This window comes from Orrella sp. JC864, assembly GCF_037026685.1.
GTDB lineage: Bacteria > Pseudomonadota > Gammaproteobacteria > Burkholderiales > Burkholderiaceae_B > Orrella.
The window spans coordinates 89,808-114,545 of record NZ_JBANET010000003.1; the positions used below are offsets into that span (position 1 = coordinate 89,808).

General features: G+C 70.5%; 21 protein-coding genes and 1 pseudogene. 9 read left to right on the forward strand and 13 right to left on the reverse strand.

The annotated features are described in order from the left end of the window. Nucleotides 1–42 precede the first annotated feature (42 nt). Complete coding sequence (locus tag V8Z80_RS03760) at nt 43–1,086, reverse strand: rod shape-determining protein (RefSeq protein ID WP_155194678.1); 1,044 nt, start codon at nt 1,084–1,086, stop codon at nt 43–45. A 275-nt stretch (nt 1,087–1,361) separates the two neighbouring features. On the opposite strand from V8Z80_RS03760, the gene gatC reads away from it, so the two are divergent. Genes gatC through gatB form a run of 3 tightly spaced genes read left to right on the forward strand, consistent with a single transcriptional unit; the run spans nt 1,362 to nt 4,651 of the window. Beyond that, the gene (gene gatC / locus V8Z80_RS03765; protein WP_336061050.1) at nt 1,362–1,673 is read left to right on the forward strand and encodes an Asp-tRNA(Asn)/Glu-tRNA(Gln) amidotransferase subunit GatC; all 312 of its coding nucleotides are present in this window, start codon (nt 1,362–1,364) and stop codon (nt 1,671–1,673) included. A gap of 2 nt (nt 1,674–1,675) precedes the next feature. Then, nucleotides 1,676–3,190, forward strand: a complete 1,515-nt coding sequence (gatA, locus tag V8Z80_RS03770) for an Asp-tRNA(Asn)/Glu-tRNA(Gln) amidotransferase subunit GatA (RefSeq protein ID WP_336061051.1) — start codon at nt 1,676–1,678, stop codon at nt 3,188–3,190. Beyond that, entirely contained in the window at nt 3,191–4,651 is a 1,461-nt protein-coding gene (gene gatB, locus V8Z80_RS03775) for an Asp-tRNA(Asn)/Glu-tRNA(Gln) amidotransferase subunit GatB (protein WP_155194685.1), read from the forward strand. Here the strand turns inward: gatB and pyrE are convergent. The 3 genes from pyrE to V8Z80_RS03790 all read right to left on the reverse strand — a co-directional run bounded on the left by pyrE (nt 4,648) and on the right by V8Z80_RS03790 (nt 6,861). After that, nucleotides 4,648–5,319, reverse strand: coding sequence for an orotate phosphoribosyltransferase (gene pyrE / locus V8Z80_RS03780; protein WP_336061052.1), 672 nt, complete (start codon nt 5,317–5,319; stop codon nt 4,648–4,650). The genes gatB and pyrE overlap by 4 nt on opposite strands. A 135-nt stretch (nt 5,320–5,454) precedes the next feature. Beyond that, a complete protein-coding gene (locus V8Z80_RS03785) occupies nt 5,455–5,925 on the reverse strand; it encodes a tRNA (cytidine(34)-2'-O)-methyltransferase (RefSeq protein WP_336061053.1) in 471 nt (156 codons plus the stop codon). 24 nt (nt 5,926–5,949) lie between these two features. After that, the gene (locus tag V8Z80_RS03790; protein WP_155194689.1) at nt 5,950–6,861 is read right to left on the reverse strand and encodes a ComF family protein; all 912 of its coding nucleotides are present in this window, start codon (nt 6,859–6,861) and stop codon (nt 5,950–5,952) included. A 76-nt stretch (nt 6,862–6,937) separates the two neighbouring features. Between V8Z80_RS03790 and V8Z80_RS03795 the strand changes: the two genes are divergently transcribed. Beyond that, entirely contained in the window at nt 6,938–7,849 is a 912-nt protein-coding gene (locus V8Z80_RS03795) for a methyltransferase domain-containing protein (RefSeq protein WP_155194691.1), read from the forward strand. A gap of 72 nt (nt 7,850–7,921) precedes the next feature. Here the strand turns inward: V8Z80_RS03795 and V8Z80_RS03800 are convergent, their stop codons facing one another. The 7 genes and pseudogenes from V8Z80_RS03800 to rsmB all read right to left on the reverse strand — a co-directional run bounded on the left by V8Z80_RS03800 (nt 7,922) and on the right by rsmB (nt 17,369). Then, nucleotides 7,922–9,163 (reverse strand): YbdK family carboxylate-amine ligase, encoded by a 1,242-nt coding sequence (locus V8Z80_RS03800; protein ID WP_336061054.1) that lies wholly within the window; start codon nt 9,161–9,163, stop codon nt 7,922–7,924. Nucleotides 9,164–9,492: 329 nt separating this feature from the next. Next, on the reverse strand, nt 9,493–10,962 hold the full coding sequence (locus tag V8Z80_RS03805; protein WP_155194695.1) for a TrkH family potassium uptake protein: 1,470 nt from the start codon (nt 10,960–10,962) through the stop codon (nt 9,493–9,495). 13 nt (nt 10,963–10,975) lie between these two features. Continuing rightward, a complete protein-coding gene (trkA, locus tag V8Z80_RS03810) occupies nt 10,976–12,355 on the reverse strand; it encodes a Trk system potassium transporter TrkA (RefSeq protein ID WP_336061055.1) in 1,380 nt (459 codons plus the stop codon). Beyond that, nucleotides 12,352–13,083, reverse strand: a complete 732-nt coding sequence (locus V8Z80_RS03815; RefSeq protein WP_155194697.1) for a response regulator — start codon at nt 13,081–13,083, stop codon at nt 12,352–12,354. Before V8Z80_RS03815 ends, trkA begins: the two co-directional genes overlap by 4 nt. Beyond that, nucleotides 13,061–15,419 (reverse strand): annotated as a pseudogene (locus tag V8Z80_RS03820) (ATP-binding protein). The gene V8Z80_RS03815 and the pseudogene V8Z80_RS03820 overlap by 23 nt, the downstream one beginning before the upstream one ends. Beyond that, complete coding sequence (locus V8Z80_RS03825; protein WP_336061057.1) at nt 15,416–16,003, reverse strand: DUF4390 domain-containing protein; 588 nt, start codon at nt 16,001–16,003, stop codon at nt 15,416–15,418. The pseudogene V8Z80_RS03820 and the gene V8Z80_RS03825 overlap by 4 nt, the downstream one beginning before the upstream one ends. Nucleotides 16,004–16,052: 49 nt before the next feature. Beyond that, nucleotides 16,053–17,369, reverse strand: coding sequence for a 16S rRNA (cytosine(967)-C(5))-methyltransferase RsmB (gene rsmB / locus V8Z80_RS03830; protein WP_336061058.1), 1,317 nt, complete (start codon nt 17,367–17,369; stop codon nt 16,053–16,055). Between the two features lie 140 nt (nt 17,370–17,509). Here rsmB and V8Z80_RS03835 point away from each other — a divergent pair, with 140 nt between their 5' ends. Both V8Z80_RS03835 and rimO read left to right on the forward strand, forming a co-directional pair. After that, entirely contained in the window at nt 17,510–19,612 is a 2,103-nt protein-coding gene (locus V8Z80_RS03835; RefSeq protein ID WP_336061059.1) for an AsmA family protein, read from the forward strand. 127 nt (nt 19,613–19,739) lie between these two features. After that, entirely contained in the window at nt 19,740–21,071 is a 1,332-nt protein-coding gene (rimO, locus tag V8Z80_RS03840; protein ID WP_155194707.1) for a 30S ribosomal protein S12 methylthiotransferase RimO, read from the forward strand. A gap of 6 nt (nt 21,072–21,077) precedes the next feature. On the opposite strand, the gene V8Z80_RS03845 is transcribed toward rimO, so the two are convergent. Next, nucleotides 21,078–21,638 carry a ferritin-like domain-containing protein gene (locus tag V8Z80_RS03845; protein ID WP_336061060.1) on the reverse strand — a complete coding sequence of 187 codons (561 nt, stop codon included), beginning with the start codon at nt 21,636–21,638 and terminating at the stop codon, nt 21,078–21,080. A 276-nt stretch (nt 21,639–21,914) separates the two neighbouring features. Here V8Z80_RS03845 and V8Z80_RS03850 point away from each other — a divergent pair, with 276 nt between their 5' ends. The 3 genes from V8Z80_RS03850 to V8Z80_RS03860 are packed head-to-tail and all read left to right on the forward strand — an operon-like array spanning nt 21,915 to nt 23,773. Then, nucleotides 21,915–22,502, forward strand: coding sequence for a TIGR00730 family Rossman fold protein (locus V8Z80_RS03850; protein ID WP_155194711.1), 588 nt, complete (start codon nt 21,915–21,917; stop codon nt 22,500–22,502). 2 nt (nt 22,503–22,504) lie between these two features. Beyond that, nucleotides 22,505–23,206 carry an HAD hydrolase-like protein gene (locus V8Z80_RS03855; protein ID WP_336061195.1) on the forward strand — a complete coding sequence of 234 codons (702 nt, stop codon included), beginning with the start codon at nt 22,505–22,507 and terminating at the stop codon, nt 23,204–23,206. A gap of 45 nt (nt 23,207–23,251) precedes the next feature. Continuing rightward, nucleotides 23,252–23,773, forward strand: a complete 522-nt coding sequence (locus V8Z80_RS03860) for a putative signal transducing protein (protein ID WP_155194716.1) — start codon at nt 23,252–23,254, stop codon at nt 23,771–23,773. Here the strand turns inward: V8Z80_RS03860 and fmt are convergent. Next, a complete protein-coding gene (gene fmt / locus V8Z80_RS03865) occupies nt 23,770–24,711 on the reverse strand; it encodes a methionyl-tRNA formyltransferase (RefSeq protein ID WP_155194718.1) in 942 nt (313 codons plus the stop codon). The two genes, V8Z80_RS03860 and fmt, sit on opposite strands and share 4 nt — an antisense overlap. Nucleotides 24,712–24,738 lie beyond the last annotated feature (27 nt).

Consider the following 24,738-nt stretch of genomic DNA (forward strand, 5'->3'; position numbering starts at 1 on the left):
CGTCGCCGGCCCCGCCGCCGGCGCTACCGCGGCGGCCCGGGACTACTCGTTGATGAAGATGGCGCCGAGTTTTTCCAGATGCTCGAGCGCGTCGCCGCAGCCGCGCACCACGCAGGTCAGCGGGTCTTCGGCCACGACCACGGGCAGGCCGGTCTCTTCCTGCAGCAGGCGGTCCAGGTCGCGCAGCAGCGCGCCCCCGCCCGTCAGGGCGATGCCCTTGTCGGTGATGTCCGCGCCCAGTTCGGGCGGCGTGTTCTCCAGGGCGATCTTGACGGCCGAGACGATCTGGTTGAGCGGGTCGGTCAGGGACTCGAGGATTTCGTTGGACGAGACCGTGAAACTGCGCGGCACGCCCTCGGCCAGGTTGCGGCCCTTGACCTCGATCTCGCGCACCTCGGAGCCGGGAAAGGCCGAACCGATCTCTTTCTTGATGAGTTCGGCGGTGGGCTCGCCGATGAGCATGCCGTAGTTGCGGCGGATGTAGTTGACGATGGCCTCGTCGAACTTGTCGCCGCCCACGCGCACCGAACCCTTGTACACCATGCCGCCCAGCGAGATGACGGCGACCTCGGTGGTGCCGCCGCCGATGTCCACGACCATGGAGCCGCTGGCGTCCGAGACGTTCAGGCCCGCGCCGATGGCCGCGGCCATGGGCTCCTCGATGAGAAAGACCTGGCTGGCGCCGGCGCCCAGCGCCGACTCGCGGATGGCGCGGCGCTCGACCTGGGTGGAGCCGCAGGGCACGCACACGATGATGCGCGGGCTGGGGGCCAGCATGTTGCGCGGGTGCACCATGCGGATGAACTGCTTGAGCATCTGCTCGGTGACGGTGAAGTCGGCGATCACGCCGTCCTTCATGGGGCGGATGGCCTCGATGTTGCCGGGCACGCGGCCCAGCATCTGCTTGGCTTCGTGGCCGACGGCCTGGATGATCTTCTTGCCGTGGGGGCCGCCTTCGTGGCGGATGGCGACGACGGAGGGCTCGTCCAGCACGATGCCCTTGCCGCGGACATAGATGAGCGTGTTGGCCGTACCGAGGTCGATGGCCATGTCGCTGGAAAAATAACTGCGCAGAAATCCGAACATGGGAGCTCAGCTGTCCTAGGAATGGGGGGACCGAAAGAAATGTCTCGCTGGCCGCGGCGGCCCGGCGGACGGCGCCTGGCGCGCCAGGGACCGAACGGCCCTGCCCGGCGCCCGCAGCAGGCACGCGCGCCCGCACCGCCGGCCGCGATCAAACAATGAATGATAACTTATAATTTTTGTTAAATACCGCGATAAATACCGCGAAGATACTGGCTATTCCCGATTTGGCGCCCCGCCCTTCCCCACCCCCTTCTTCCGTTTTCCTGGCAATCCCCATGGTGCTCGACGAACAAGACGTGGCCCGCATCGCCCGGCTGGCCCGCATAGAACTCACCCCCGAAAAGCTGCAGCGCGCCCGGGGCGAGCTGAACGACCTGTTCGGCCTGATCGAAAAACTCCAGGCGGTGGACACCGCCGGCGTGGAGCCGCTGGCCCACCCCTTGTCGGTGCACGAAGAGGTGGTCCTGCGCCTGCGCGAGGACGCGGTCACCGAGCCGGCCGGCTCGGCCGAGCGCCGCGCCGCGCTGATGGCCAACGCGCCCGCCGCCCAGGACGGCCTGTTCCTGGTTCCCAAGGTCATCGAATAACCATGCCCACCCCTGCCCTGCATACCCGTTTCGACGGCATCGCCGGCCTGCGCGCCGCGCTCGACGCGCGCGAGGTCAGCGCCGTCGAGCTGGCCCAAAGCGCCCTGGACGCCATCGCCGAGCGCGCCGAGCTCAATGCCTTCCTGCACGTCGCCCCCGAGCTGACCCTGGCCCAGGCCCGCGAGGCCGACGCCCGCATCGCCGCCGGCCAGGCCGGCCCGCTTACCGGCGTGCCCATCGCCCACAAGGACGTGTTCGTCACGCGCGGCTGGCGCACCACGGCCGGCAGCAAGATGCTGGCCGGCTACGTCAGCCCTTTCGACGCCACCGTGGTCGAGCGCCTGCAGGCCGCCGGCGCCGTCTCGCTGGGCAAGCTCAACTGCGACGAGTTCGCCATGGGCTCGGGCAACGAGAACTCGGCCTTCGGCCCCGTGCTCAACCCCTGGGACCACCGCGCCGTGCCGGGCGGCTCCTCGGGCGGCTCGGCCGCGGCCGTGGCCGCGGGCCTGGTGCCGGCGGCCACCGGCACCGATACCGGCGGCTCGGTGCGCCAGCCCGCCGCCCTGTGCGGGGTCAGCGGCATCAAGCCCACCTACGGCTCGGTGTCGCGCTTCGGCATGGTGGCCTTCGGCTCCAGCCTGGACCAGGCCGGCCCGCTGGCCGCCAGCGCGCAGGACCTTTTGCCGGTGCTCGAAGCCATGGCCGGCTTTGACGAGCGCGACGCCACCAGCCACCAGGGCCACGCCGGCGTGCGCGAAACCTACGAGGCCGCCTGGGCCGGGCAGCAGGCCGCCGGCGCGCGCCCGCTGGCGGGGCTGCGCATCGGCGTGCCGGCCGAATATTTCGGCGCGGGCCTGGCCGAGGACGTGGCCCGGGCCGTCGAGGCCGCCCTGGCCGAATTCGAGAAGCTGGGCGCGGTGCGCGTGCCCATTTCGCTGCCGCGCACGGACCTGGCCATCCCGGCCTACTACGTGATCGCGCCGGCCGAGGCCTCCAGCAACCTGAGCCGCTACGACGGCGTGCGCTACGGCCACCGCGCGGCCAGCTACCGGGACCTGGCCGAGATGACCAGCCGCTCGCGCGCCGAGGGCTTCGGCCCCGAAGTGCAGCGCCGCATCCTGGTGGGCACCTACGTGCTCTCGCACGGCTACTACGACGCCTATTACCTGCAGGCCCAGCGCCTGCGCCGCATGATCGCCGACGACTTCCAGCGCGCCTTTGGCCAGTGCGACGTCATCATGGGCCCGGTCACCCCCACCGTGGCCAAGGACCTGGGCGAGAACCGCGACGATCCGACCGCCGACTGGCTGGCCGACATCTACACGCTGGGCGTGAGCCTGGCGGGCCTGCCCGCCATGTCCGTGCCCTGCGGCTTCGGCCAGGGCCCGGTCAACGGCAGGCGGCCGGTGGGCCTGCAGATCGTGGGCAACTATTTCCAGGAAGGCCGGCTGCTGGCCATCGCCCAGTGCTACCAGCAGGCCACCGACTGGCATCAACAGAAACCGGAAGCGCGATAAATGGCTTGGGAAATCGTCATCGGCCTGGAAACGCACGTGCAGCTTTCCACCGCCTCCAAAATCTTCTCGGGCAGCAGCACCCGCTTTGGCGCCGCGCCCAATACCCAGGCCAACCTGGTGGACCTGGCGCTGCCCGGCAGCCTGCCGGTCATGAACCGCGGCGCGGTCGAGCGCGCCATCCGCTTCGGCCTGGCGGTGGGCGCCACCATCGCGCCGCGCTCGGTCTTCGCGCGCAAGAACTACTTCTACCCCGACCTGCCCAAGAACTACCAGATCAGCCAGTACGAGATCCCAGTGGTGCAGGGCGGCTCGCTGAGCTTTTTCGTCGGCGAACAGGAGCACACCGTCAACCTGACCCGCGCGCACCTGGAAGAGGACGCCGGCAAGTCGCTGCACGAGAACGGCCTGACCGGCCCGCATGGCGAGCCGGCCAGCGGCATCGACCTGAACCGCGCCGGCACGCCGCTGCTGGAAATCGTCTCCGAGCCGGAAATGCGCTCGGCCGCCGAGGCCGTGGCCTACGCGCGCGCGCTGCACAGCCTGGTGGTGTGGCTGGGCATCTGCGACGGCAACATGCAGGAAGGTTCGTTCCGCGTCGACGCCAACGTATCGGTGCGCCCGGCCGGCCAGCAGGAATTCGGCACCCGCGCCGAGATCAAGAACGTCAACTCCTTCCGCTTCCTTGAACGCGCCATCCTGTTCGAGGCGCGCCGCCAGATCGAGCTGATCGAGGACGGCGGCACGGTGGTGCAGGAAACCCGGCTGTACGACGCCGAACGCGACCAGACGCGCAGCATGCGCAGCAAGGAAGACGCGCACGATTACCGCTACTTCCCCGACCCCGACCTGCCGCCGCTGGTCATCGCGCCGGACTGGATCGAGCAGGTGCGCGCCGGCATGCCCGAGCTGCCGGCCGCGCTGCGCGCGCGCCTGCAGGCCGACTACGGCCTGCCCGCCTACGACGCGGCGCAGCTGACCGCCAGCCGCGAGCTGGCGGCCTACTTCGAGGCGGTGGTGCAGGCGCTGCCGGCCGGACAGGCCAAGCAGGCGGCCAACTGGGTAATGGGCGAGGTGGCAGCGGCGCTGAACCGCGAGGAGCGCGAGATCGCCGACTGCCCGGTGCCGGCCCCGGCGCTGGCGGCGCTGATCGCCCGCATCGCCGACGGCACCATCTCGACCAAGATCGCCCGCGAGGTATTTTCCGGCATGTGGGCGGGCGAGCACGGCGGCAGCGCCGACGCCATCATCGAGGCGCGCGGCCTGCGCCAGATCAGCGACAGCGGCGCCATCGGCGCCATGATCGACCAGGTGCTGGCGGCCAATCCGGCCATCGTCGAGGAATACCGCGCGGGCAAGCAGAAGGCCTTCAATTCGCTGGTCGGCCAGATCATGAAGGCCGCCCGCGGCAAGGCCAACCCGCAGCAGGTCAACGAACTGCTCAAGGCCAGGCTGGACGGCTAGACGATGCCGTAGCGGTCGCGATAGGCCAGCACGGCCTGGCGATGCGCCGCGAACTGCGCATCGTCCTGCAGCAGGGCCAGGATGTCGTCCAGCGAGGCGATGCTGACCACCGGGATGCCGAAGGTCTGGCTGACGTCCTGCACCGCCGAATGCGGCGAGAGCGCGCCGTCGGGGCCGGCGCGCTCCATGCGGTCCATGGCGATGAGCACGGCGGCCGGCTGCGCCCCGGCCGCGCGGATGATGTCCACGGACTCGCGCACCGAGGTGCCTGCCGTGATCACGTCGTCGATGATCACCACGCGCCCGGCCAGCGGGGCGCCGACCAGGTGGCCGCCCTCGCCGTGGTCCTTGGCTTCCTTGCGGTTGTAGGCAAAGGGCACGTCGCGGCCTTGCAGCGCCGGCGCGGCCGCCAGCGCCATCGAGGCGGCCGTGGCCAGGCCGATGCCCTTGTAGGCCGGGCCGAACAGCATGTCGAAGGCGATGCCCGAATCGATCAGCGCCTGGGCGTAGAACTGCGCCAGCCGGCCCACCGAGCGGCCGTTGTTGAACAGGCCGGCATTGAAGAAATAGGGGCTGGTGCGGCCCGACTTGGTCACGAAGCTGCCAAAGCGCAGCACGCCTTCCTGCAGGGCGAAACGGACAAAATCGGTGCGAAAGGACGTGCTCATGGAATCGAAGGGGCCGACGGCGAGGAAAGAAACAAGGGAATGGACAAACGCGCAATTATCAGGGATACCGGGCAAGCCCGCCAGCCGCGCCAGTGTACCGGGCGGCACAGGACGCCCCCCGCGATCGCCGCGCCACTACACGCCGCCGTCAAAGCCCTGCTGGCGCCAGGCCTCGAACACGGTGACGGCCACGGCGTTGGACAGGTTCAGGCTGCGCTGGCCCGCGCGCATGGGCAGGCGCAGGCGCTGCTCGGGCGCGAACAGGGCATGGTGCGCCTCGGACAGGCCCGCCGATTCGCAGCCGAACACAAAAACGTCGCCCGGCAGGAAGGCTGCCTGCGGCAGCAGCCTGCCGGCATGCGTGGTCATGGCGTGGCAGCGCCCGGCCGGCGCGCCGGTAGCCGCCAGCGCCAGCGGCAGGCTGTCATGTACCTGGACCGGCTGCCACTCGTGGTAGTCCAGCCCCGCGCGGCGCAGCTTGGCGTCTTCCAGCTCGAAGCCCAGCGGGCGCACCAGGTGCAGCTGGGCGCCCGTATTGGCGCACAGCCGGATGACATTGCCCGTGTTGGGCGGGATTTCGGGATGGACGAGGATGACGTGGAACACGGCTGGCGCACCGAAGCAAACACGCTATTTTGCCAAATCGGCCGGCCCGCCCGGGGCCGGGGTGCGCGCCGCCGCCAGTACGACGACGCGGGCCGCGCCGGCCTCGCGCAGCGCCTGGGCCGCCGCCACGGCGGTGGCCCCGGTGGTCACGACATCATCGACCAGCGCAACCTTGCGGCCCCGCACCGCGGGGGCGGCGCGGTAGGCGTCCCGGGCGGCCAGCTGCCGCTGCCGCCGGCCCAGGCGCGTCTGCTTGGCGCGGGGCTCGCGCACGCGCCGCAGCCAGGCGCCGCGCACCGGCCAATGCAGCTCGCCCGATAGGCGCCGGGCGATCTCGGCCGCCGGATTGAAGCCGCGGCGCAGCAGCGAAGCGCGGCTGGCCGGCACGGGGACCAGCCACCAGTCCGGCTGCGCGGCCCAGGGCGCCTGGCGCACGCGCCGGGCCAGCAGCCCCGCCAGGGCCCCGGCGGCCGAGAGCTGCAGCCGGTTCTTCAGGCGCAGGACGAGCTGGTCGGCCGGCGGCCGGTATTCGAAACCCGAGACCAGGGCCTCGAAAGGCGCCTGGGCCAAGGGGCAGCCGCAGCCGGCCGGGCCGGCTTGCGCCTGGGGGCCTGCCGCCGCGCCGGTGCGCATGGCGGCAAAAGCCGGCAGGTCGCAGCGCGGGCAGCGCCGCATCCCCTCCAGGCTGGCGCTGGCGTCGCGCGCGCATTCGCCGCACAGGCGGGCGCCGCGCGCCGCGCCCCGGCACAAAGGGCAGTCGGTGGCCAGGCAGGCCCGCAGGAATGCCGCGCCTTGGCGCAGCCCCTGCGCCAAGGCGCGGCGCCAGGGCGGCGCGTGCGGCCCGCACAGCTGGGGCGGGCGCCGTGGCGGGTCGGAACCGGGGCGGGCGGGCGCGCCGCAGGGGCGGGAACCGGCGCACTGGGGGTCATGGGCCATAATGCTTCCTTGCGCTGCAATGCCAGCGGCCATCACACACCCAAAGCGGGCCCGCCGGGCCCGCGTCGCGACAAAAATGCCGTCCTCGGAAATCCCTCACTTGCCGCTCGTGCCTGCCCACGTGCGGCGCCAGTTCGCCCGCCGCGGCGACCTGGCCGATGCGCAATTCTTCTATGGCGAAATCGCCCGCCGCATGATCGAGCGGCTGCGCTATATCCGGCTGGCCCCGCAGGCCATGCTCGACGCGGGCTGCGGGGCCGGCGATGCCCTGCCCTTGCTGCAGGCGCGCTATCCCGACGCCGCCTACCTGGGCCTGGATCACAGCCCCGCCGTGCTGGCGCATGCGCGGCGCCGTTTCCGGCCCGGCGGCCCGATGGCATGGCTCAAGCGGCTGGCCCCGCGCAAGGCGGCGGTCGATTTCATCGAGGGCGACCTGGCCGACACGGGCCTGCCGCCCGAGTCGCAAGACCTGGTGTGGTCCAACCTGGCCCTGCACTGGCATCCCGCCCCTCACGCCGCACTGGCCGAATGGCGCCGCGTGCTCAAGGTAGGCGGCCTGGCCATGTTTTCATGGCTGGGGCCGGATACGCTGAAGGAATTGCGGCAGGCCGTGCTGGCTGCCGGCCTGGACACGTCCACGCCCCAGTTCGTGGACATGCACGATTTCGGCGACCTGCTGATCGAAAACGGCTATGCCGACCCGGTGATGGACCAGGAAACCATCACGCTGACCTACCGCGAGCCCGAACGGCTGCTCAAGGACGTATGGGCGCTGGGGGGCAATGCGGTGGCGGGCCGGCGCGCAGCGCTGGCCACCCCGCGCTGGCGCGCCCGCCTGCTGCAAGCGCTGCACGCGCAACGGCGCGCCGACGGACTGATCGCGCTGACCATGGAAGTGGCCTATGGCCACGCCTGGCGCGCCGGCGCGCACCGCGCCGCGCCGGGCGAAACGCGCCTTTCGGTCAACGCGATCAAGCGCGCCCGGTAAGGCGCCGGCCTTTCCGCCGGGCCGCCCCAGGAACCCGCACGGCGCCCCGAGGCGCCGCAGCCGCGCCGCACCTCAATGCAGGGGCCCGGCCAGCGCGTCCGGCGTGGCCAGCTTCTGCACCGGATGCAGCGGCTCGGACGTCGCGCGGATGCGCCGGCGCGTAGCCACCTGCTCGGGCGAGGTGTGCCGCTGCGCGGCCTCGCGTCCGCCATGGAAGGCATGGGTCATGGTCTCGACCACGGCGGGCAGGTCGCGCAGGCGGTTGTATTGCGTACGCATCCAGCGGGCGTCGTTGCCGTGCTTTTGCACGTCCTCGCGCAGGGCCTGCATGAGGTCGGCGGTGCCCAGCTCGTCGGCCACCGGCATCAGCTGCTCGAAGGTCTGGCGCAAATGGTCGGCCAGGCGCAGGCGCTCGCCCGCGGGCGTGACGTAGTTGCCGTGCATGCCGAACCGGCAGGCCTGGAAATGGTTGTTGCGATAGGCCAGCCAGGCGCCTTCGCCCGGATCGGGGCGGCGCATTACCCACACGGCCAGCGCCTGCGCGAACGCGGCCAGCTGGCAAGCCTTCTCGACGGTCAGCGGGGTATCGCATACGCGCAGCTCGACCGTGCCGAAATCGGGCTTGGGCCGCACGTCCCAGTACAGGTCCTTGATGCTCTCGGCCAGGCCCAGGCTGCGCAGCTGCGCCACGTGCGCCTCGAAGCCGTACCAATCGCGGATCTCGGCGGGCATGTTGCCGGCCAGCGGGAAGCTGCTGACCGAGTGCAGCCGGCAGCACGAGAACAGCGTGTCCACGCCCTCGTAGTAGGGCGAGGAGGCCGACATGGCGATGAAGTGCGGCACATAGGGCGTCAGCCGGCGCGTCAGGCCGATGGCGTGGTCGCCCGAGCCCACGCCCACGTGGATGTGCTGGCCGAACACGGTGAACTGGCGCGCCAGGTAGCCGTACATCTCGGCCAGGTAGCGGAAACGCGGCGTATCGGAGATGGCGCGGTCCTGCCAGCGCATGAAGGGATGCGCGCCGCCGCCGGTCACGCGCACGCCGCAGGCTTCGGCGGCCGCGCACAGCGCATCGCGCATCTCGCGCATCTCGACCAGCAGGCCGGCGGGATGGTCATGCACCGAGGAGTTCAGCTCGATCATGGCCTGGGTGATTTCGGGCTTGACGCGCTCGGCGATGGACAGGCCGGCCATCTGGGCCAGCAGGTCTTCGGCGGCGCCGGCCAGGTCGAAGCTGCGCGGGTCGATCAGCTGCAGCTCCAGTTCTATGCCTAGGGTGTTGGGGGTCGACGAAACGAACGGGATCTGTTCCATTTCGGTCTCCGTAGAAGGGGTTGGACGCGCGGCCAGGCATGGACCCGGGCGTCTTTGGTGTTGCGTTCACGTCACTGCGAAACAAGTTTATCGGAGGTTTGATGGCAAAAAGATTGACAAACGTGACATTTCCACGGCAGTCGATGCCAGATGATGATTTTTCTCCGCAAGTGCGCGTAAGCGGCCGCTAACGCGCCAGCATCGGCGCGGGCCAGAGGGCAGCAAAGGACGCCAGGCCGCATCCAGCAAGGCTTGCCAGGATGGCAGGGAAAACACTGATTAGGGTTATTCAGGAGGCCCGGGCTGGGCCGGCGCCCCGCGCGGCCCGGCTACTTGCGCCAGAAGCCCGGGGTGAACAGCACCAGCACCGTAAACAGCTCCAGCCGGCCGATCAGCATGGCGAAGGTACAGATCCAGGTCTGGAAATCGGTCAGCACGCCGAAGTTTCCGGCCGGGCCCACGGCGCCCAGGCCGGGGCCGATGTTGGTGAAGGTGGCCAGGACCGCGGAAAAGCCCGTCAGCGGCTCCTGCCCGGACAGCAGCATGAGGGCCGTGAGCAGGCCCAGCAGCAGCAGGTAGACCAGCAGGAAGATCAGCACCGACACCAGGATGCTCGGGGCCACCGAGCGCGCGCCGATGCGCACCGGCGTGACCGCATGAGGATGCAGCATCGCCACCATCTGCTGGCGCACCTGCTTGACCAGGATGACCGCGCGGATCATCTTGATGCCCCCGCCCGTGGAGCCGGCCGAGGTCGCGAACATCCCCAGCAACAGCATCAGGAAAGGCGCGAACAGCGGCCACTGGCCGTAGTCGGTATTGGCGTAGCCGGTGGTGGTGGCCACCGAGACGGTGTTGAAGGCGCCGTAGCGCAGGGCCTCCAGGGGGCTGGCGTAGACGCCTTGCCAGTACAGATAGGCGCTGATCACCAGCACGCCGGCCAGCACCACCGACAGGTAGGGGACGGCTTCCGGGCAGCGGCCATAGGGGCCGAGGCTGCGCTGGCGCAAGGCGTTGAAATGGGTGGCGAAATTGATGCCGGCCAGCAGCATGAACACGATGGCCACGCCCTCGACGGCGGGCGAATCGAAGGCGATGAAGCCATCGTCGGAGGTGGAAAAGCCCCCCAGCCCCATGGTGGTGGACATATGCGCCCAGGCCTCGTACCAGCTCAGGCCCACCGCCCGGTAGGCCAGCAGGCAGGCGATGGACATGCCGAAATAGATGGCATAAAGCGCCTTGGCGGTGCTGGCGATGCGCGGGGTCAGGCGCTCGTCCTTCATGGGGCCGGGCGTCTCGGCGCGAAACACCTGGTGCCCGCCCACGCCCAGCAGCGGCAGCACCGCCACGGCCATCACCAGGATCCCCATGCCGCCGACCCAGATCAGCGTGGTGCGCCAGATGTTGATGGACGGCGGCAGGTCCTGCAGCCCCGAAAGCACCGTGGCCCCGGTGGTGGTCAGGCCCGACATGGCCTCGAAATAGGCGTCGGTGAAGGACAGCGGCAGGCCGGCTCGCCCGAAATAGATCAGCAGCGGCACCGTGGCCAGGGCCGGCAGGGCCACCCACACCAGCGACACCAGCAGGAAGCCGTCGCGCGGGCGCAATTCGCGGCGAAAGCGCCAGGTGCCCAGCCACATGGCCAGGCCCGCCGCCAGCGCGATCAGGAAGCCGTCCACGAAGGCATCGAGCGCCGCGTCGGCCGCCAGCAGCGAGGCCGCCAGCGGAAACAGCATCGTCGAGGCGAACAGCGCCATGACGAAGCCCAGGGTATGCAGGATGGCGAAAAAACGGCCCATGGCGCGGTCGCGGTCAGAAGAAGGAAGCCGAGACCTGGAAAAGCTTCTCCACGCGGGCCATCTGGGCGCGGCTGGGCACGAACACGATGACGTGGTCGTCCGATTCGATCATCGTGTCGGGCTCGGCCATGATGATCTCTTCGCCGCGCACCAGCGTGACGATGGCCGCGCCGCGCGGCAGGCGGATGTCGCTGACGCGCCGCCCCACCACCCTGGAGGTGGCGCGGTCGCCGTGGGCCACGGCCTCCAGGGCCTCGGCCGCGCCCTGGCGCAGGCGGTGCGCGGCCACCACGTCGCCGCGGCGCACGTGGCGCAGCAGCTCGCTCATGGTGGCCTGCGAGGGCGAGACCGCGATGTCGATGTGGCTGCCCTGCATCAGCTCGCCATAGGCGTGCCGGTTGATCAGGGCGATCACCTTGCGCGCGCCCAGCCGCTTGGCCAGCAGCGAGGACATGATGTTGTCCTCGTCGTCGCTGGTCAGGGCCAGCCAGGTATCCATGTCCTCGATGTTCTCGCGCGCCAGCAGGGCCTCGTCGGTGCCGTTGCCGTGCAGCACCAGCACGTTGCCCGGCAGCTCGGCGGCCAGGAACTCGCAGCGGGCCTGGTCGCGCTCGATGATGCGCACGCTGTAGTTGTCCTGGGCCAGCTGGCGCGCCAGCCGCATGCCGATGTTGCCGCCGCCGGCGATCATCACCCGGCGCACCGATTTCTCGGCCTCGTGCAGCTGGCGCACCGCGCGGCGCGCATGGCGCGTATCGCCCACGATCAGCGCCTCGTCGCCCGGCAGGATGGTGCCGCCGTCCGACAGCGGCAGCGTGCGCCCGCCGCGCAGCACGTCCACCACCCGGGCATTGACCTCGGGGAACACCTGCCCGAGCATGGCCAGCGGCTTGCCCGCCAGCGGGCTGCGCTGGCCCACCTTGACGGCCAGCACGCTGACGCGGCCCTCGGCGAACTCGACCACCTGCAGCGCCTCGGGAAACTCGATCAGGCTTTGCAGGTAGGTGGTGACGCTGCGCTCGGGGCTGATCAGCGAATCCACGCAAAAGCCTTCCTCGCCCAGCAGCTCGGGCATCTCGGGATAGTCGGCCGAACGGATGCGGGCGATCCGGCGCGGCACGTTGAAGATCTGCCGGGCGATCTTGCAGGTGACCAGGTTGGCGGTGTCCTGCGTGGCGCAGGCGATCAGCATGTCGGCGTCGTGCGCCCCGGCCGCGTTCAGGATGGAAGGCTGGCTGCCGTCGCCCAGCACGGTGCGCAGGTCCAGGCGCTCCTGCAGGTAGGCCAGGCGGTCGGCATGAAGGTCGATGACGGTGATGTCGTTCTGCTCGGACACCAGGTTCTCGGCCACGCTGGTGCCCACGCGGCCCGCGCCGACGATGATGATCTTCATACGGCGCGCTTGCGCGAGGACTCGATACCCAGTTGCTTGAGCTTGCGGTAGAGGTGGGTGCGCTCCAGCCCGGTCTTCTCGGAGACCCGCGTCATGCTGTGGTTCTCGCGGCCCAGGTGGTACTCGAAATAGATGCGCTCGAAGGCGTCGCGCGCCTCGCGCAGCGGCAGGTCCAGCGAGACGCCGCCCAGCTGGCCGGTGGCGGCCGTGGTCGCGGCCGGCAGCACCGCGGCCTGGCCGTCGGCGCCGGCCGCCACCGAACGCGTCTCGGCGCCCGCGGCAGGCGCCACGCCCGCTCCCGGCGCGCCGGCCAGGGCGGGCGCGGGGGCCGCGGCGGCGGCTGGCACGGCCGGCGGCGTGATCCGGGTGCGGGTCAGGCCGGCCGCCACGGTCTTGAGCAGGCGCTGCAGGGTGATGGGTTTTTCCAGGAAATCGATGGCGCCGATGCGCGTGGCCTCGACCGCCGTATCGATGGTGGCATGGCCGCTCATCATGATGACCGGCATGTCCAGCAGGCCCTGCGAGCCCCACTCCTTGAGCAGGCTGACGCCGTCGGTGTCGGGCATCCAGATGTCCAGCAGCACCAGGTCGGGCCGGCTGCGCAGCCTGGCCTCGCGGGCCTGGGCCGCGTTCTCGGCCAGTTCTATCGTATGGCCTTCGTCGTACAGGATCTCGGACAGCAATTCGCGAATGCCGATTTCGTCGTCAACTACAAGAATACGAGCCATAGCTAATCACCTGTTGCTTCGTCGCATTATCCCTGTTCCGGTGTCTTGGCGTCCACCGGTTCGGATTGGCCGGCCAGCCGGGTCAGCAGTATGGACACGCGGGCTCCCCCCTCGCGCCGATTGGCAAGATCGATACGGCCGCCATGCTCGTCGACGATCTTCTTGACGATCGCCAATCCCAGGCCCGTACCGTGAGACTTGGTGGTGACATAAGGCTCGAAAGCGCGCTGCAGCACCTGCGGCGCAAAACCCCGGCCGGTGTCCGACACCGTAAAGCGTACCGCAGGATGCTCGCTGCCGTCAGGCTGGCGGGCCGCGGTCAGCTTGGTGCTTACGCGCACCAGGCCTGCGTCCTGCTGCTCGGCGACGGCGTCGCGGGCGTTGGCCAGCAGATTATGGATGATCTGCCGCAGTTGCGTCGGATCGCCCTCGATGGGCGGCAGGTCCGGGTCCAGGTCGACCTGCAGGCGCAGCGCGTGGCCGCCCTGGTCGCGCGCCACGCCCTCGACCGGATCCCAGCCGTACAGCGCCAGCACCTCGTCCACCAGGTGGTTGAAGTCGATGCGCGTGAGCGCGGCCGGCGGCTTGCGCGCATATTCGCGAAAATCGTCGACCATCTGCTTGAGCGAGGCGACCTGGTTGATGATGGTGTTGGTGGCCCGAGCCAGTATCTGGGCTTGCGGCGGCTGCAGGTGCTCGGCCAGCTTGACGGCCAGGCGCTCGGCCGAGAGCTGGATGGGCGTGAGCGGATTCTTGATCTCGTGGGCCAGGCGGCGCGCCACTTCGCCCCAGGCCACCGTACGGTTGGCCGATATCACCTCGGTGATGTCGTCGAAAACCACCAGGTAGCCGGTGCCGCGGCCGTCCACGGTCAGGTGCGTGCCGCGCGCCAGCAGGGTGACGGCGGGCGGGCCGCCCGGCCCGGCCGGCCCGGCATGGGGCAGGCTGATTTCCAGCTGCTGCTGCCAGTGGGTGCGCTCCGAGCCCACGGCCTCGTGCGTGTCGAAGGCCTGGCGGATGATCTGCGCGAATTCGAGCAGGCCCTCGACCGTCTCCAGCGGGCGGCCGATCACCGAGCGCAGGTCCGACTGCAGGATGGTCTGCGCGCCGCGGTTGATGGTGGTCACGCGGAAAGCCTCGTCGAAGGTCAGCACCCCCGAGGACAGGTTGGCCAGCACGCTTTCCAGGTAGACGTTCGAGCGCTCGAGCTGCTGCCGGTTGCTCTCGACCATGCGGCGCGCCTCGTCCAGCTGGCGCGTCATGGCATTGAACGAGCGCGTGAGCTGGCCGACCTCGTCGCGCATCGGCGGCTCGGGCAGGGGCCGGAAATCGCCCACGCTGACGGCCTGGGTGCCGGCCGCCAGCGACAGCAGCGGACGCACCAGGCGCTTGGACAGGTACAGGGCCACGGCGATGGCGCCGAACGTGGCCAGGATCAGCGCCAGCGTCAGCGTGATGCCGTAGAGCTTGCGCAGGCCCAGGCGCGAGAGCGCCAGTTCCTGGTAGTCGCGAAAGCCCTGCTGCACCCGGTTGGCGTTCTGGGCGATCTGCTCGGGCACCGGCTGGATCAGCTGCAGCCAGCGCGGCTCGGCGCCGCCGCCCAGCAGGGTTTCGAAACGCTCGGCGGTGGCGATGGGCACCACCACGCGCAGGTGCAGGCCCGGCTCCTCGCCCGGGCCGGTCACGTCGTCGGCCTCGGCGGCGGTGTAGCCGCGCGAGATGCGCAGCTGGTTCAGCACCGAGGCCGGCGGCACCTCGGGCAGCAGCTGTCCGAAGTTGGCCGTGGAAAAGGCCACCATGCGGCCGCTGCCGGTAAAGACCATCGCCTCGGTGATGCCGTTGGCCTCGCGCAGGCGGGTGAGCATCAGCGGCATGGACGAATCGGGGGTGTTGCCCAGCTCGATGGCCAGGGCCCTGCCCTTGGCATCCAGGTCGGCCAGCAGCGAGTCCAGCGCCGCGCGGCCCAGGTTCAGGCCCGCCTCCAGCGAGTTGTCCACCCGCACGTTGAACCAGGACTCGATCGAGCGCGACAGGAACTGCACCGACAGCGTATAGATGAGCGCGCCCGGCAACACGCCGATCAAGGCGAAAGCCAGCGCGAAACGGGCGGTCAGGCGCGCGCCGAACTGGCGCCGGCGCAGCTGGCGCACCAGCCGCACCGTCAGCGCCACCACCCACATGCCCATGGCCCCGGCCAGCACGCCGTTCAGGATCAGCAGCACGTCGTAGTACTGGGCAAAGCGCGAGGCATTGGCGGTGGACCAGGCCAGCAGGCACAGCAAGGCGATGCCGGACAGCGCCCCGACGATCAGCGCGATGCGCAGCAGCAGCCTCATTGCTGGGCTCCGGCGCGCACGGAGAAGCTGAAATCGGCCCAGTTGGTGGCCGGCGACCACGAACTGCTGTTCAGCGCATTGACCTGGAACGGCCGGGCCAGCTGCGAGGTATCCAGGCGCAGGCGGAACTGGCCCTGGTACTCGGTATCGGGCTCGAAGCGGTCGATGGGCGCGACCGCCCAGCCGCGCACGTTGCTGACCGTGGCCATGGCCTCGGCCAGCGTGGCCACCGGCAGGGACAGCTCTTCGCCGCCCACGCGCCATTGCCGCGTCAGCGCGTTGTAGACGATGCGGCGGGTCATCTGGGCGTTGACCACCTCTTCGTCGAACCAGTACCAGCGCGAGCGGGTAATGACCACGTCGGCCGTGAAATAAAGGGTCAGGCCGCGCTCGGCGGCATCGCGCAGCTGGTCGTTCAGGTCGAAATGCACGTCCGCGTCGATGTGCAGCATGCCATCGCGCACCACCGGGTCGATGCGCGTGACGCGGGGATCGGCCTGCGCGCCCGCCCCGGCCAGCAGCAGCAGCAGCGCCAGCGCGGTCAGCCACGCCAGAACCTGCCGGCGGCTCTTGGAGGCGGTCATGGGCGTAGGCGGGATAGGCGTGCGGTCATAGCTGCGTATTCTTGGCGATTCAGCAACACTTGGCAAACAGGGCGTAGAAGAAGCCGTCCTGGCGCGCGGCCAGCGGCGCGCCAGGCGCCGAGGGCAGCAGCTGCCCGGGCGCGGGCAGCCGCCGCGCCTCGGGATGGCGGGCGGCAAAGGCGCTGGCCTGGACCTCGTTCTCGATCGGGAAGAGGGAGCAGGTCGCATAGAGCAGGCGCCCGCCCGGCGCGACGGTGCGCCACAGGGCGTCGGCAATGCGCGCCTGCAGCGCGGCGGTGCGCGGCAGGTCGGCCGGGCGGCGCAGCCAGCGGATGTCCGGATGGCGCCGCACGATGCCCGAGGCGGTGCAGGGCACGTCGGCCAGCACCGCGTCGAAAGGCTCGCCGTCCCACCAGGCTTGCAAGTCGGCCGCGTCGGCCGCGCGCAGGCCGACCTGCGGGCCGTCCAGGCCCAGGCGCGCCAGGTTCTGCGAGACCCTGCCCAGGCGCTGCGGATCCTGGTCCAGCGCCAGCAGGCGCAGGTCGGCCAGTTCGAGCAGGTGGGCGGTCTTGCCGCCAGGCGCCGAGCAGGCATCGAGCACCCGCATGCCGTCGCGCACCTGCAGCAGCGGCGCGGCCCGCTGGGCGCCGGCATCCTGCACCGACCACCAGCCCTGGGCAAAGCCCGGCAGCTGGGCCACCGGCCGCGGCTCGGCCAGCACCAGACCCTGCTGCAGGACCGGCTCGCTCTGGATGCCGGCCTGCGCCAGGGCCTGCGCCACCTGCGCGCGGCTGGCGCGGCGGGGATTGACGCGCAGGGTCATGGCCGGCGCCTCGTCGGCGGCGGCCAGCAGCGCCTGCCACTGCGCCGGATAATCCTGCCGCAGGCGCTCGATCCACCATTGCGGCGCATTCCAATGCGCCTCGCCGTCGGCGGGCAAGGCCGCCAGCAGCCCGGCCCGCTCGCGCAGCAGGCGCCGCAGCACGGCGTTGAGCAGGCCCTTGTAGGGGCGCAGCCGGGCCTGTCCGGCCGCCGCCTGCACCGCCTGGTCCACCAGGGTGTGGGGCGCATAGCGCGGCTGGGCCTCGGACAGCAGCGCCAGGCTGGCCAGCAGCAACGCGTCCAGCAAGGGATTGGGCGGCTGGCGCGGCACCAGCGCCTGGCGCAGCGCCCGCGCGCGCCCCAGCGTGCGCAGCACCTGGAAGGAAAGCGCCTGGGCGCCCGGGCGCAGGGCATCGGGCACGGCGGACAGCGCATCGGTCAGCGAGCGCCCGGCCAGCACGGCCTGCACGCAGCGCGAGGCGGCCAGCAGCAGGTCGGCAAGCGGCGGCGCAGCGGCCGGGGCGACGGGAGGGGACGGGGTCATGGCGGGCATTGTAGGCCGGGGCGGCCACCGCGCCGGCCCGGCGGCCGGGAGCGCCGGCGCCCACACGCCGTTACATCCGGTTATGACAAGGCGCCCGGAAGCGGCGTAGCCTGTCCCAAAAAATCGCGGAAGGTTTTCCCATGCGGCGCGGTCCGAAAATACTGCTCTGGACGGTTTCAGGCCTGGTCCTGCTGGTGGCCGCGGCCGTCCTGTTCATAGCCCTGTTCAATTGGAACCTGGCCAAGCCCACGCTCAATGAAAAGGTCTCCGAGGCGCTGGGCCGCCCCTTCGCCATCAACGGCGACCTGCAGGTGCGCTGGACGCGCGAGCCCGAGCTGGGCGGCTGGCGGGCCTGGGTACCCTGGCCGCATTTCTATGCCCACGACATCACGCTGGACAACGCCGACTGGGGCAAGTCCCCGCGCATGGCCACGCTCGAACGCATCGATTTCCGCCTGGCTCCCCTGCCGCTGCTGGCGCAGACCATTTCCATCCCGCGCATCCACCTGATCGGCCCGCAGGCCGAGCTCGAACGGATGCAGGACGGGCGCGCCAACTGGGACCTGGAGCTGGCCAAGAACGAGGACGAGAACGAGCAGCCCTCCAACTGGAAACTGGACATCGGCACCATCAGCTTCGACCGCGCGCAGGTGGCGCTGCGCGATGCCACGCTGCGCACCGACATGACCGTGCAGGTCGAACCCCTGGGCGAGCCCATCGCCTTCAGCGACATCATGGCCATGGGCGGGCAGGAAGGCGGCGCGGGCCAGGGCGAGGCCGCAGGCCCGGACGGCCCGCCGCCCGGCCAGCCCGAGCCCTTTGCCTTTGCCTGGAAGGCCGAAGGCAGCTACCAAAAGCAAAAGCTCAGCGGCGAAGGCAAGATCGGCGGGCTGCTGGCCCTGCAGGCCAGCGACCGGCCCTTCCCGCTGCAGGCCGACGTGCGCGCCGGCTCGACCCGTATCGCGCTGGCCGGCACGCTGACCGATCCCCTGAACCTGGGCGCGCTGGACCTGAAGCTGCGCCTGTCCGGCGCCAGCATGTCGCAGCTGTACGGCCTGACCGGCGTCACCCTGCCCGACACCCCGCCCTACTACACCGACGGCCGCCTGCGCGCCAGCCTGAACGAGCCCGGTGGGGCGGTCTACAGCTACGAAGGCTTCACCGGCAAGGTCGGCGCCAGCGACCTGAGCGGCGACCTGCGCTACGTGGCCGCCAGCCCGCGCCCCAGCCTGAGCGGCAAGCTGCGCTCGAACCTGCTGCAGCTGGCCGACCTCGGCCCCCTGATCGGGGTGCAAAGCCACGGCGGACAATCCAAGCAAGCGCCGCAGGAGGAAACGGCCAAGGCCGCCCCGGGCGGCAAGGTGCTGCCGCGCGAGCAGTTCCGCACCGACCGCTGGGCCGCCATGGATGCGGACGTGACCCTGACGGGCAAGCGCATCGTGCACAGCGAGAAACTGCCGCTGTCGAACCTGGACGCGCACCTGGTCCTGAAGGAAGGCGTGCTGAGCCTGGAGCCACTGCGCTTTGGCATGGCCGGGGGCGCGCTGGACGCCAACATCCGCCTGGACGGCAGCCGCACGCCCATGCCCGGACGGGTGCAGCTGCGCGCGCGCAATCTCAAGCTCAAGGAGCTGTTCCCCGGCTTCGAGCCCATGCGCACCAGCCTGGGCGAGCTCAACGGCAATGCCGCCCTGACCGGCACGGGCAACTCGGTCGCGGCGCTGCTGGGCACGGCCAACGGCGAACTGAAGATATTGATGAACGATGGCGCGATCAGCCGCGGCCTGACCGAGATCGCCGGCCTGAACGTGGCCAACTACCTCGTCACCCAGCTCTTTGGCGACGACACGGTGCAGATCAATTGCGCCGCGGCGGACCTGCGCTTTCGCAAGGGGGTGGCCGAACCCGAGGTCTTCCTGTTCGACACCGAGAACGCGCTGGTGACCATCGACGGCCCCATCAACCTGCGCGACGAAACCCTGGACCTGGACGTGCGGCCCCACAGCAAGGGCTTTCGCATCTTTTCGCTGCGCTCGCCGCTGTACGTGCGCGGCACCTTCGCCGACCCCAAGGCCGGCGTGCAGGCCGGCCCGCTGGTGGCCCGCGGCGCCGGCATGATCGCCCTGGGCGCGCTGCTCACGCCGGTGGCCGGCGTGCTGGCGCTGGTGGCGCCTAGCGTGGGCGAGGAAAACGCCTGCGCGGGGCTGGTCGCCGACATGAAGAAAGCGCCCAAGGCGCGGTAAAGCGCCCTGCCCTTGGCATGTCCGCGGCATACCGCGGCGCGGCCAGGGGCGGTTCCGCCTGGTTCGCGTCGCTGAATCGCAAGTAGCCGTAAAATATAAGTTTTGTCTTCACAAACTGGATTTCCGAATGGCGACGAAGGGCACTCCCAATATAGCTATGGTTTCGTTGGGCTGCCCCAAGGCCCTGGTCGACTCCGAACGCATCCTGACCCAGCTGCGCACCGAGGGCTACCAGGTCGTGCCTTCCTACGAAGACGCCGACGTGGTGGTGGTCAATACCTGCGGCTTCATCGACAGCGCCAAGGCCGAATCGCTGGAGGCCATCGGCGAGGCCATCGCCGAGAACGGCCGCGTCATCGTCACCGGCTGCATGGGCGTGGACGAATCGGTGATCCGCTCGGTGCATCCCAGCGTGCTGGCCGTGACCGGGCCGCAGCAATACGAGCAGGTGGTGCGCGCCGTGCACGAGGCCGCGCCCGCGCCGGCCGCGCACGATCCCTACCTGGACCTGGTGCCGCCGCAAGGCATCAAGCTCACGCCGCGCCACTACGCCTACCTGAAGATCTCCGAGGGCTGCAACCACCGATGCAGCTTCTGCATCATCCCGTCGCTGCGCGGCGACCTGGTCAGCCGCCCGGTGGGCGAGGTGCTGGACGAGGCGCAGCGCCTGGTCAAGGCCGGCGTGAAGGAGCTGCTGGTGATCTCGCAGGACACCAGCGCCTACGGCGTGGACGTGAAGTTCCGCACCGGCTTCTGGAACGGGCGCCCGGTGCGCACGCGCATGACCGAGCTCTGTACGGCGCTGGCCGAGCTGGGCGTGTGGGTGCGCCTGCACTACGTGTATCCCTACCCGCACGTGGACGAGGTGATCCCGCTGATGGCCCAGGGCAAGCTGCTGCCCTACCTGGACATTCCCTTCCAGCACGCCAGCCCGCGCATCCTCAAGGCCATGAAGCGCCCGGCCTTCGAAGACCGCACGCTGGCGCGCATCAAGCAATGGCGCCAGGCCTGTCCGGACCTGGTGCTGCGCTCGACCTTCATCGTGGGCTTTCCGGGCGAGACCGAGGAAGACTTCCAGTACCTGCTGGACTGGCTCAGCGAGGCGCAGCTCGACCGCGTGGGCTGCTTCCAGTATTCGCCGGTCGACGGCGCGCCGGCCAATGCCTTGCCGGACGCGGTGCCCGAGGAAGTCAAGCAGGAGCGCTGGGACCGCTTCATGGCGCACCAGCAGGCCATCTCGGCCGCCCGGCTGCAGACCCGGGTGGGCCGGCAGGTCGAGGTGCTGGTCGACGAGGTGAACGAGGACGGCGCCATCGGCCGCTCCTGGGCCGATGCGCCGGAGATCGACGGGCGCGTCTATGTCGGCAGCGACGCGCCGCTGGTCCCCGGCGAGATCGTGCGCGTGGAAGTCACCGACGCGGACGAATACGACCTGTGGGGCGACGCCATCGGCCGCTAGCCCGCGTCAGTTGCGCGCCAGGAAATCCGACAGGTCGTCGGCGTGCTCTTCCTCGACCGCCAGGATCTGCTCCAGCAGGCGGCGGGTGGTCGGATCCTTGTCGCCGATGTATTCGACCATCTGCCGGTAGCTGTCGATGGCGATGCGCTCGGCGATCAGGTCTTCCTTGATCATCTCCTGCAGCGTGCCGGCTTCCACGTACTGGGCATGGCTGCGGCGCGACAGGCCGTCGGGATTCATGTCCGGCTCGCCGCCCAGCTGCACGATACGCTCGGCGATCTGGTCGGCATGCTCCTGCTCCTGGTTGGCGTGCTCCAGGAATTCGGCGGCCACCGGCTCGGCGTTCAGGCCCGTGGCCATGAAGTAATGGCGCTTGTAGCGCAGCACACAGACCAGCTCGGTGGCCAGCGCGCCGTTGAGCATCCCGATCACTTCGTTGCGGTCGGCGCGGTAGCCCTCGGTGACCGCGCCCGATTCGATATCCTGGCGGGCCTTCTGGCGGATGCCTTCGACGTCCAGCTGAAAGCCCTGCTGCAGGCCGGCCTGCTCGGCGATATGCGATTTCATGGGGTCTTCTCCTTTCCCGCCTGCGGCGCGGCGCCCGAGGATGGCGCCGGGCAAAACGGATCGGCCCAGTGTATCGGCGCGCTGCTAACGGCTTGTGTCCCGAGTGCGCGCGCATGTGTCCAAACGTGTAGCGCGCGGGCACGGTCCCTGCCGACGCGCGGCCGATTGCTTATAGTTGACGCTTTCGCGCCCGCGGCGGCTGCGCGGCGCGCCAGGCGGGCCGCCTGGCCGCTTGCGCGCCGCCGGCCCCTGACGAATCATTTGTTCACGACTCTCATGAAACGTAAATCGCTGTGCATCTACTGCGGCTCCAATCCCGGCCGCCAACCCGTGTACGAACAAGCCGCGCGCGAACTGGGCACGCACATGGCCCGGCGCGGCATCGAGCTGGTCTATGGCGGCGCCAGCGTGGGCATCATGGGCGTCATCGCCGATGCCGTGCTGCAGGCCGGCGGGCGCGTCACCGGCGTGATTCCCGAATCGCTGGTGCGCAAGGAGCTGGCGCACCAGGGGCTCACCGCCCTGCACGTGACCGGCTCCATGCACGAGCGCAAGCGCATGATGGCCGACCTGTCCGACGGTTTCGTGGCCCTGCCCGGCGGGGCGGGCACCCTGGAGGAACTGTTCGAGATCTGGACCTGGGCGCAGCTCGGACACCACGACAAGCCCTGCGCGGTCTACAACGTGGCCGGCTACTACGACCTGCTGGCGCGCTTTCTGGACCACACCGTGGCCGAGCAGTTCGTCAAGCCCGAGCATCGCCAGATGCTGGTGGTCGAGCACGAGCCGCAGGCGCTGCTGGAGCGGCTCGAAGCCTACGAGGCGCCGCGCGTGACCAAATGGATAGGCCGCGGCCAGACTTGAGCATGCGCGCGCCGGAGCACGCCGCGCGCCAGGACCGGGATGGGCGGCGCCCGGGGGCCGGGAGCAGCCGCTACGCGCTGGTCGCCCTGGATTTCGACGGCACCCTGGCCGATACGCTGCCCTGGTTCGAGGGCATCGTCGGGGACGTCTGCGCGCGCTACGGGCTGCGCGTGCCCGACGCGGCGGCGCGCCAGGCCATGCGCCACAGCGATGCGCGGGAAATCTTCCGCCGGCTGGCGCTGCCCTTGTGGAAACTGCCCCAGGTAATGGCCTACCTGCGCCAGCGCATGGCCCAGGATGCCCCGCGCATCGAACTGTTCGACGGCATGGCCGCCGCGCTGCGCGCCATGCGCGGGCAGGGCGTGCAGCTGGCCCTGCTCAGCTCCAATTCGGCGGCCAACGTGCGGCGCGTGCTGGGCGAGGCGCTGTGGCCCTGCTTTGCGTACCAGGCATGCGGCAGCGACGTGTTCGGCAAGGCCGGCAAGCTGCGCCGGCTGATGCGCCAGGCAGGCGTGGCGCCCGGCCGCGTGCTGCTGGTGGGCGACGAACTGCGCGACATCGAGGCGGCCCGCCAGGCGGGCGTGTCGGCCGGTGCGGTCGCCTGGGGCTACAACGTGCCGCAGGCGCTGCGCGCGGCCGGCCCCGATGTGCTGTTCGACACGCCCGCGGACATCGCCGCTTACGTTCTGCAATCGTATTGCTAGGGGCGGCTGCTATCGTGTAGCGCACCGCCCGCAGGAGGGAGCGCGATGCTGTTCGACACCGCGTCCGACCGATACCGCACCATCGCCCGCTACGACCACGTGCTGCAAGCGCACCTGGCGGCCGGGCGCCTGCAATCCGAAGGCATAGACGCCGTCGTCGCCGACGAACACTACGTGTCGGTGAACTGGCTGATGGCCAATGCGCTGGGCGGGGTCAAGATACGCGTGCCGGCCGAGCAGGCCGACGCGGCGCTGGCCGTGCTGGCGCAGCTCGACGCCGGGGCCTACGCCCTGGCGCCGGACGAAGCGGCTGACGGCCAGGCCGGCATGCCGCCGGCGGCGCGCCCGCCTACCCCGCGATCCGGGCCGGCCCCGGATGAGTCGCCGCCCGCCGCGCCCGGCCCCCGCTGCCCCCAGTGCGCCAGCCTGCGAGCCGAGCCGCATCGCACCTGGCGCTGGCGCCTGGCCATGCTGCTGGTGCACACCATCAGCCTGCCCATGCCGTTCAAGGATGACGGCCGCTGGCGCTGCGCCGACTGCGGCTGGCGCTGGCGCCAGCAAGCCTAGCCGGCTTGCCAGCCGCGCACGAAGGCGTCGGCCGGCTGGCGCTTGCCGCCGGCCTTTTGCAGCTCCAGCAGGCGCAACACGCCCTGGCCGGTGGCCATGTCTATGCCGGCGGGGCAAGCCTGCAGCACGCTGCCCGGCGCGGCGTTGGCGGTCGTGGTGGGCACGCTGGCGCGCCAGACCTTGACCGGCTCGGCCAGGCCCGGCAACCGCACGGTGGCGCCCGGAAAGGGATTGAAGGCCCGCACGCGCCGGGCCAGCACCTCGGCCGGCTGGGACAGGTCCAGCGCGGCCTCGGCCTTGTCCAGCTTGGCCGCGTAGGTTACGCCTTCGGCCGGCTGCGGGCGGACGGACAACTGGCCGGCCTGCAAGCCTTGCAGCGCGGCCACGATGGCCTGCCCGCCCAGCTCGGCCAGCACGTCGTGCAGCTGCGCGGCGGTCTGCTCCGGCCCGATGGTGACGGCGCGCTCGAGCAGCATGCCGCCGGTATCCAGGCCGGCGTCCATCTGCATGATGGTCACGCCGGTCTGCGGGTCGCCGGCCTCGATGGCGCGCTGGATGGGGGCGGCGCCGCGCCAGCGCGGCAGCAGGCTGGCGTGGATGTTCAGGCAGCCGCGGCGCGGCAGGTCCAGCGTCCACTGCGGCAGGATCAGGCCATAGGCCGCCACCACCATCACCTCCGGCGCCACGGCCTGCAGCGCGGCCTGGGCCTGGCGCGCGTCTTCCGGGTAGCGCCCGTCCAGCCGCAGGCTGCGCGGCTGCAGCACCGGGATGCCGGCCTGCAGCGCCTCCTGCTTCACCGGGCTGGCCGTCAGCTTGAGCCCGCGGCCGGCGGGGCGGTCCGGCTGGGTCATGACCAGCGCCACCTCGTGGCCGGCCGCGCGCAGCGCCTGCAGGGCCACGCGGGCGAATTCTGGAGTACCGGCAAATACGATGCGCATGGAAGGCTCTGCCTGAAAATGCAACGC

Bases quoted from the DNA above. Each gene is read 5' to 3' on its own strand.
- V8Z80_RS03760 (WP_155194678.1), bottom strand. From the start codon at position 1,086: ATGTTCGGATTTCTGCGCAGTTATTTTTCCAGCGACATGGCCATCGAC.
- gatC (WP_336061050.1), top strand. From the start codon at position 1,362: ATGGTGCTCGACGAACAAGACGTGGCCCGCATCGCCCGGCTGGCCCGC.
- gatA (WP_336061051.1), top strand. From the start codon at position 1,676: ATGCCCACCCCTGCCCTGCATACCCGTTTCGACGGCATCGCCGGCCTG.
- gatB (WP_155194685.1), top strand. From the start codon at position 3,191: ATGGCTTGGGAAATCGTCATCGGCCTGGAAACGCACGTGCAGCTTTCC.
- pyrE (WP_336061052.1), bottom strand. From the start codon at position 5,319: ATGAGCACGTCCTTTCGCACCGATTTTGTCCGTTTCGCCCTGCAGGAA.
- V8Z80_RS03790 (WP_155194689.1), bottom strand. From the start codon at position 6,861: ATGGCCCATGACCCCCAGTGCGCCGGTTCCCGCCCCTGCGGCGCGCCC.
- V8Z80_RS03795 (WP_155194691.1), top strand. From the start codon at position 6,938: ATGCCGTCCTCGGAAATCCCTCACTTGCCGCTCGTGCCTGCCCACGTG.
- V8Z80_RS03800 (WP_336061054.1), bottom strand. From the start codon at position 9,163: ATGGAACAGATCCCGTTCGTTTCGTCGACCCCCAACACCCTAGGCATA.
- V8Z80_RS03805 (WP_155194695.1), bottom strand. From the start codon at position 10,962: ATGGGCCGTTTTTTCGCCATCCTGCATACCCTGGGCTTCGTCATGGCG.
- trkA (WP_336061055.1), bottom strand. From the start codon at position 12,355: ATGAAGATCATCATCGTCGGCGCGGGCCGCGTGGGCACCAGCGTGGCC.
- V8Z80_RS03815 (WP_155194697.1), bottom strand. From the start codon at position 13,083: ATGGCTCGTATTCTTGTAGTTGACGACGAAATCGGCATTCGCGAATTG.
- V8Z80_RS03825 (WP_336061057.1), bottom strand. From the start codon at position 16,003: ATGACCGCCTCCAAGAGCCGCCGGCAGGTTCTGGCGTGGCTGACCGCG.
- rsmB (WP_336061058.1), bottom strand. From the start codon at position 17,369: ATGACCCCGTCCCCTCCCGTCGCCCCGGCCGCTGCGCCGCCGCTTGCC.
- V8Z80_RS03835 (WP_336061059.1), top strand. From the start codon at position 17,510: ATGCGGCGCGGTCCGAAAATACTGCTCTGGACGGTTTCAGGCCTGGTC.
- rimO (WP_155194707.1), top strand. From the start codon at position 19,740: ATGGCGACGAAGGGCACTCCCAATATAGCTATGGTTTCGTTGGGCTGC.
- V8Z80_RS03845 (WP_336061060.1), bottom strand. From the start codon at position 21,638: ATGAAATCGCATATCGCCGAGCAGGCCGGCCTGCAGCAGGGCTTTCAG.
- V8Z80_RS03850 (WP_155194711.1), top strand. From the start codon at position 21,915: ATGAAACGTAAATCGCTGTGCATCTACTGCGGCTCCAATCCCGGCCGC.
- V8Z80_RS03855 (WP_336061195.1), top strand. From the start codon at position 22,505: ATGCGCGCGCCGGAGCACGCCGCGCGCCAGGACCGGGATGGGCGGCGC.
- V8Z80_RS03860 (WP_155194716.1), top strand. From the start codon at position 23,252: ATGCTGTTCGACACCGCGTCCGACCGATACCGCACCATCGCCCGCTAC.
- fmt (WP_155194718.1), bottom strand. From the start codon at position 24,711: ATGCGCATCGTATTTGCCGGTACTCCAGAATTCGCCCGCGTGGCCCTG.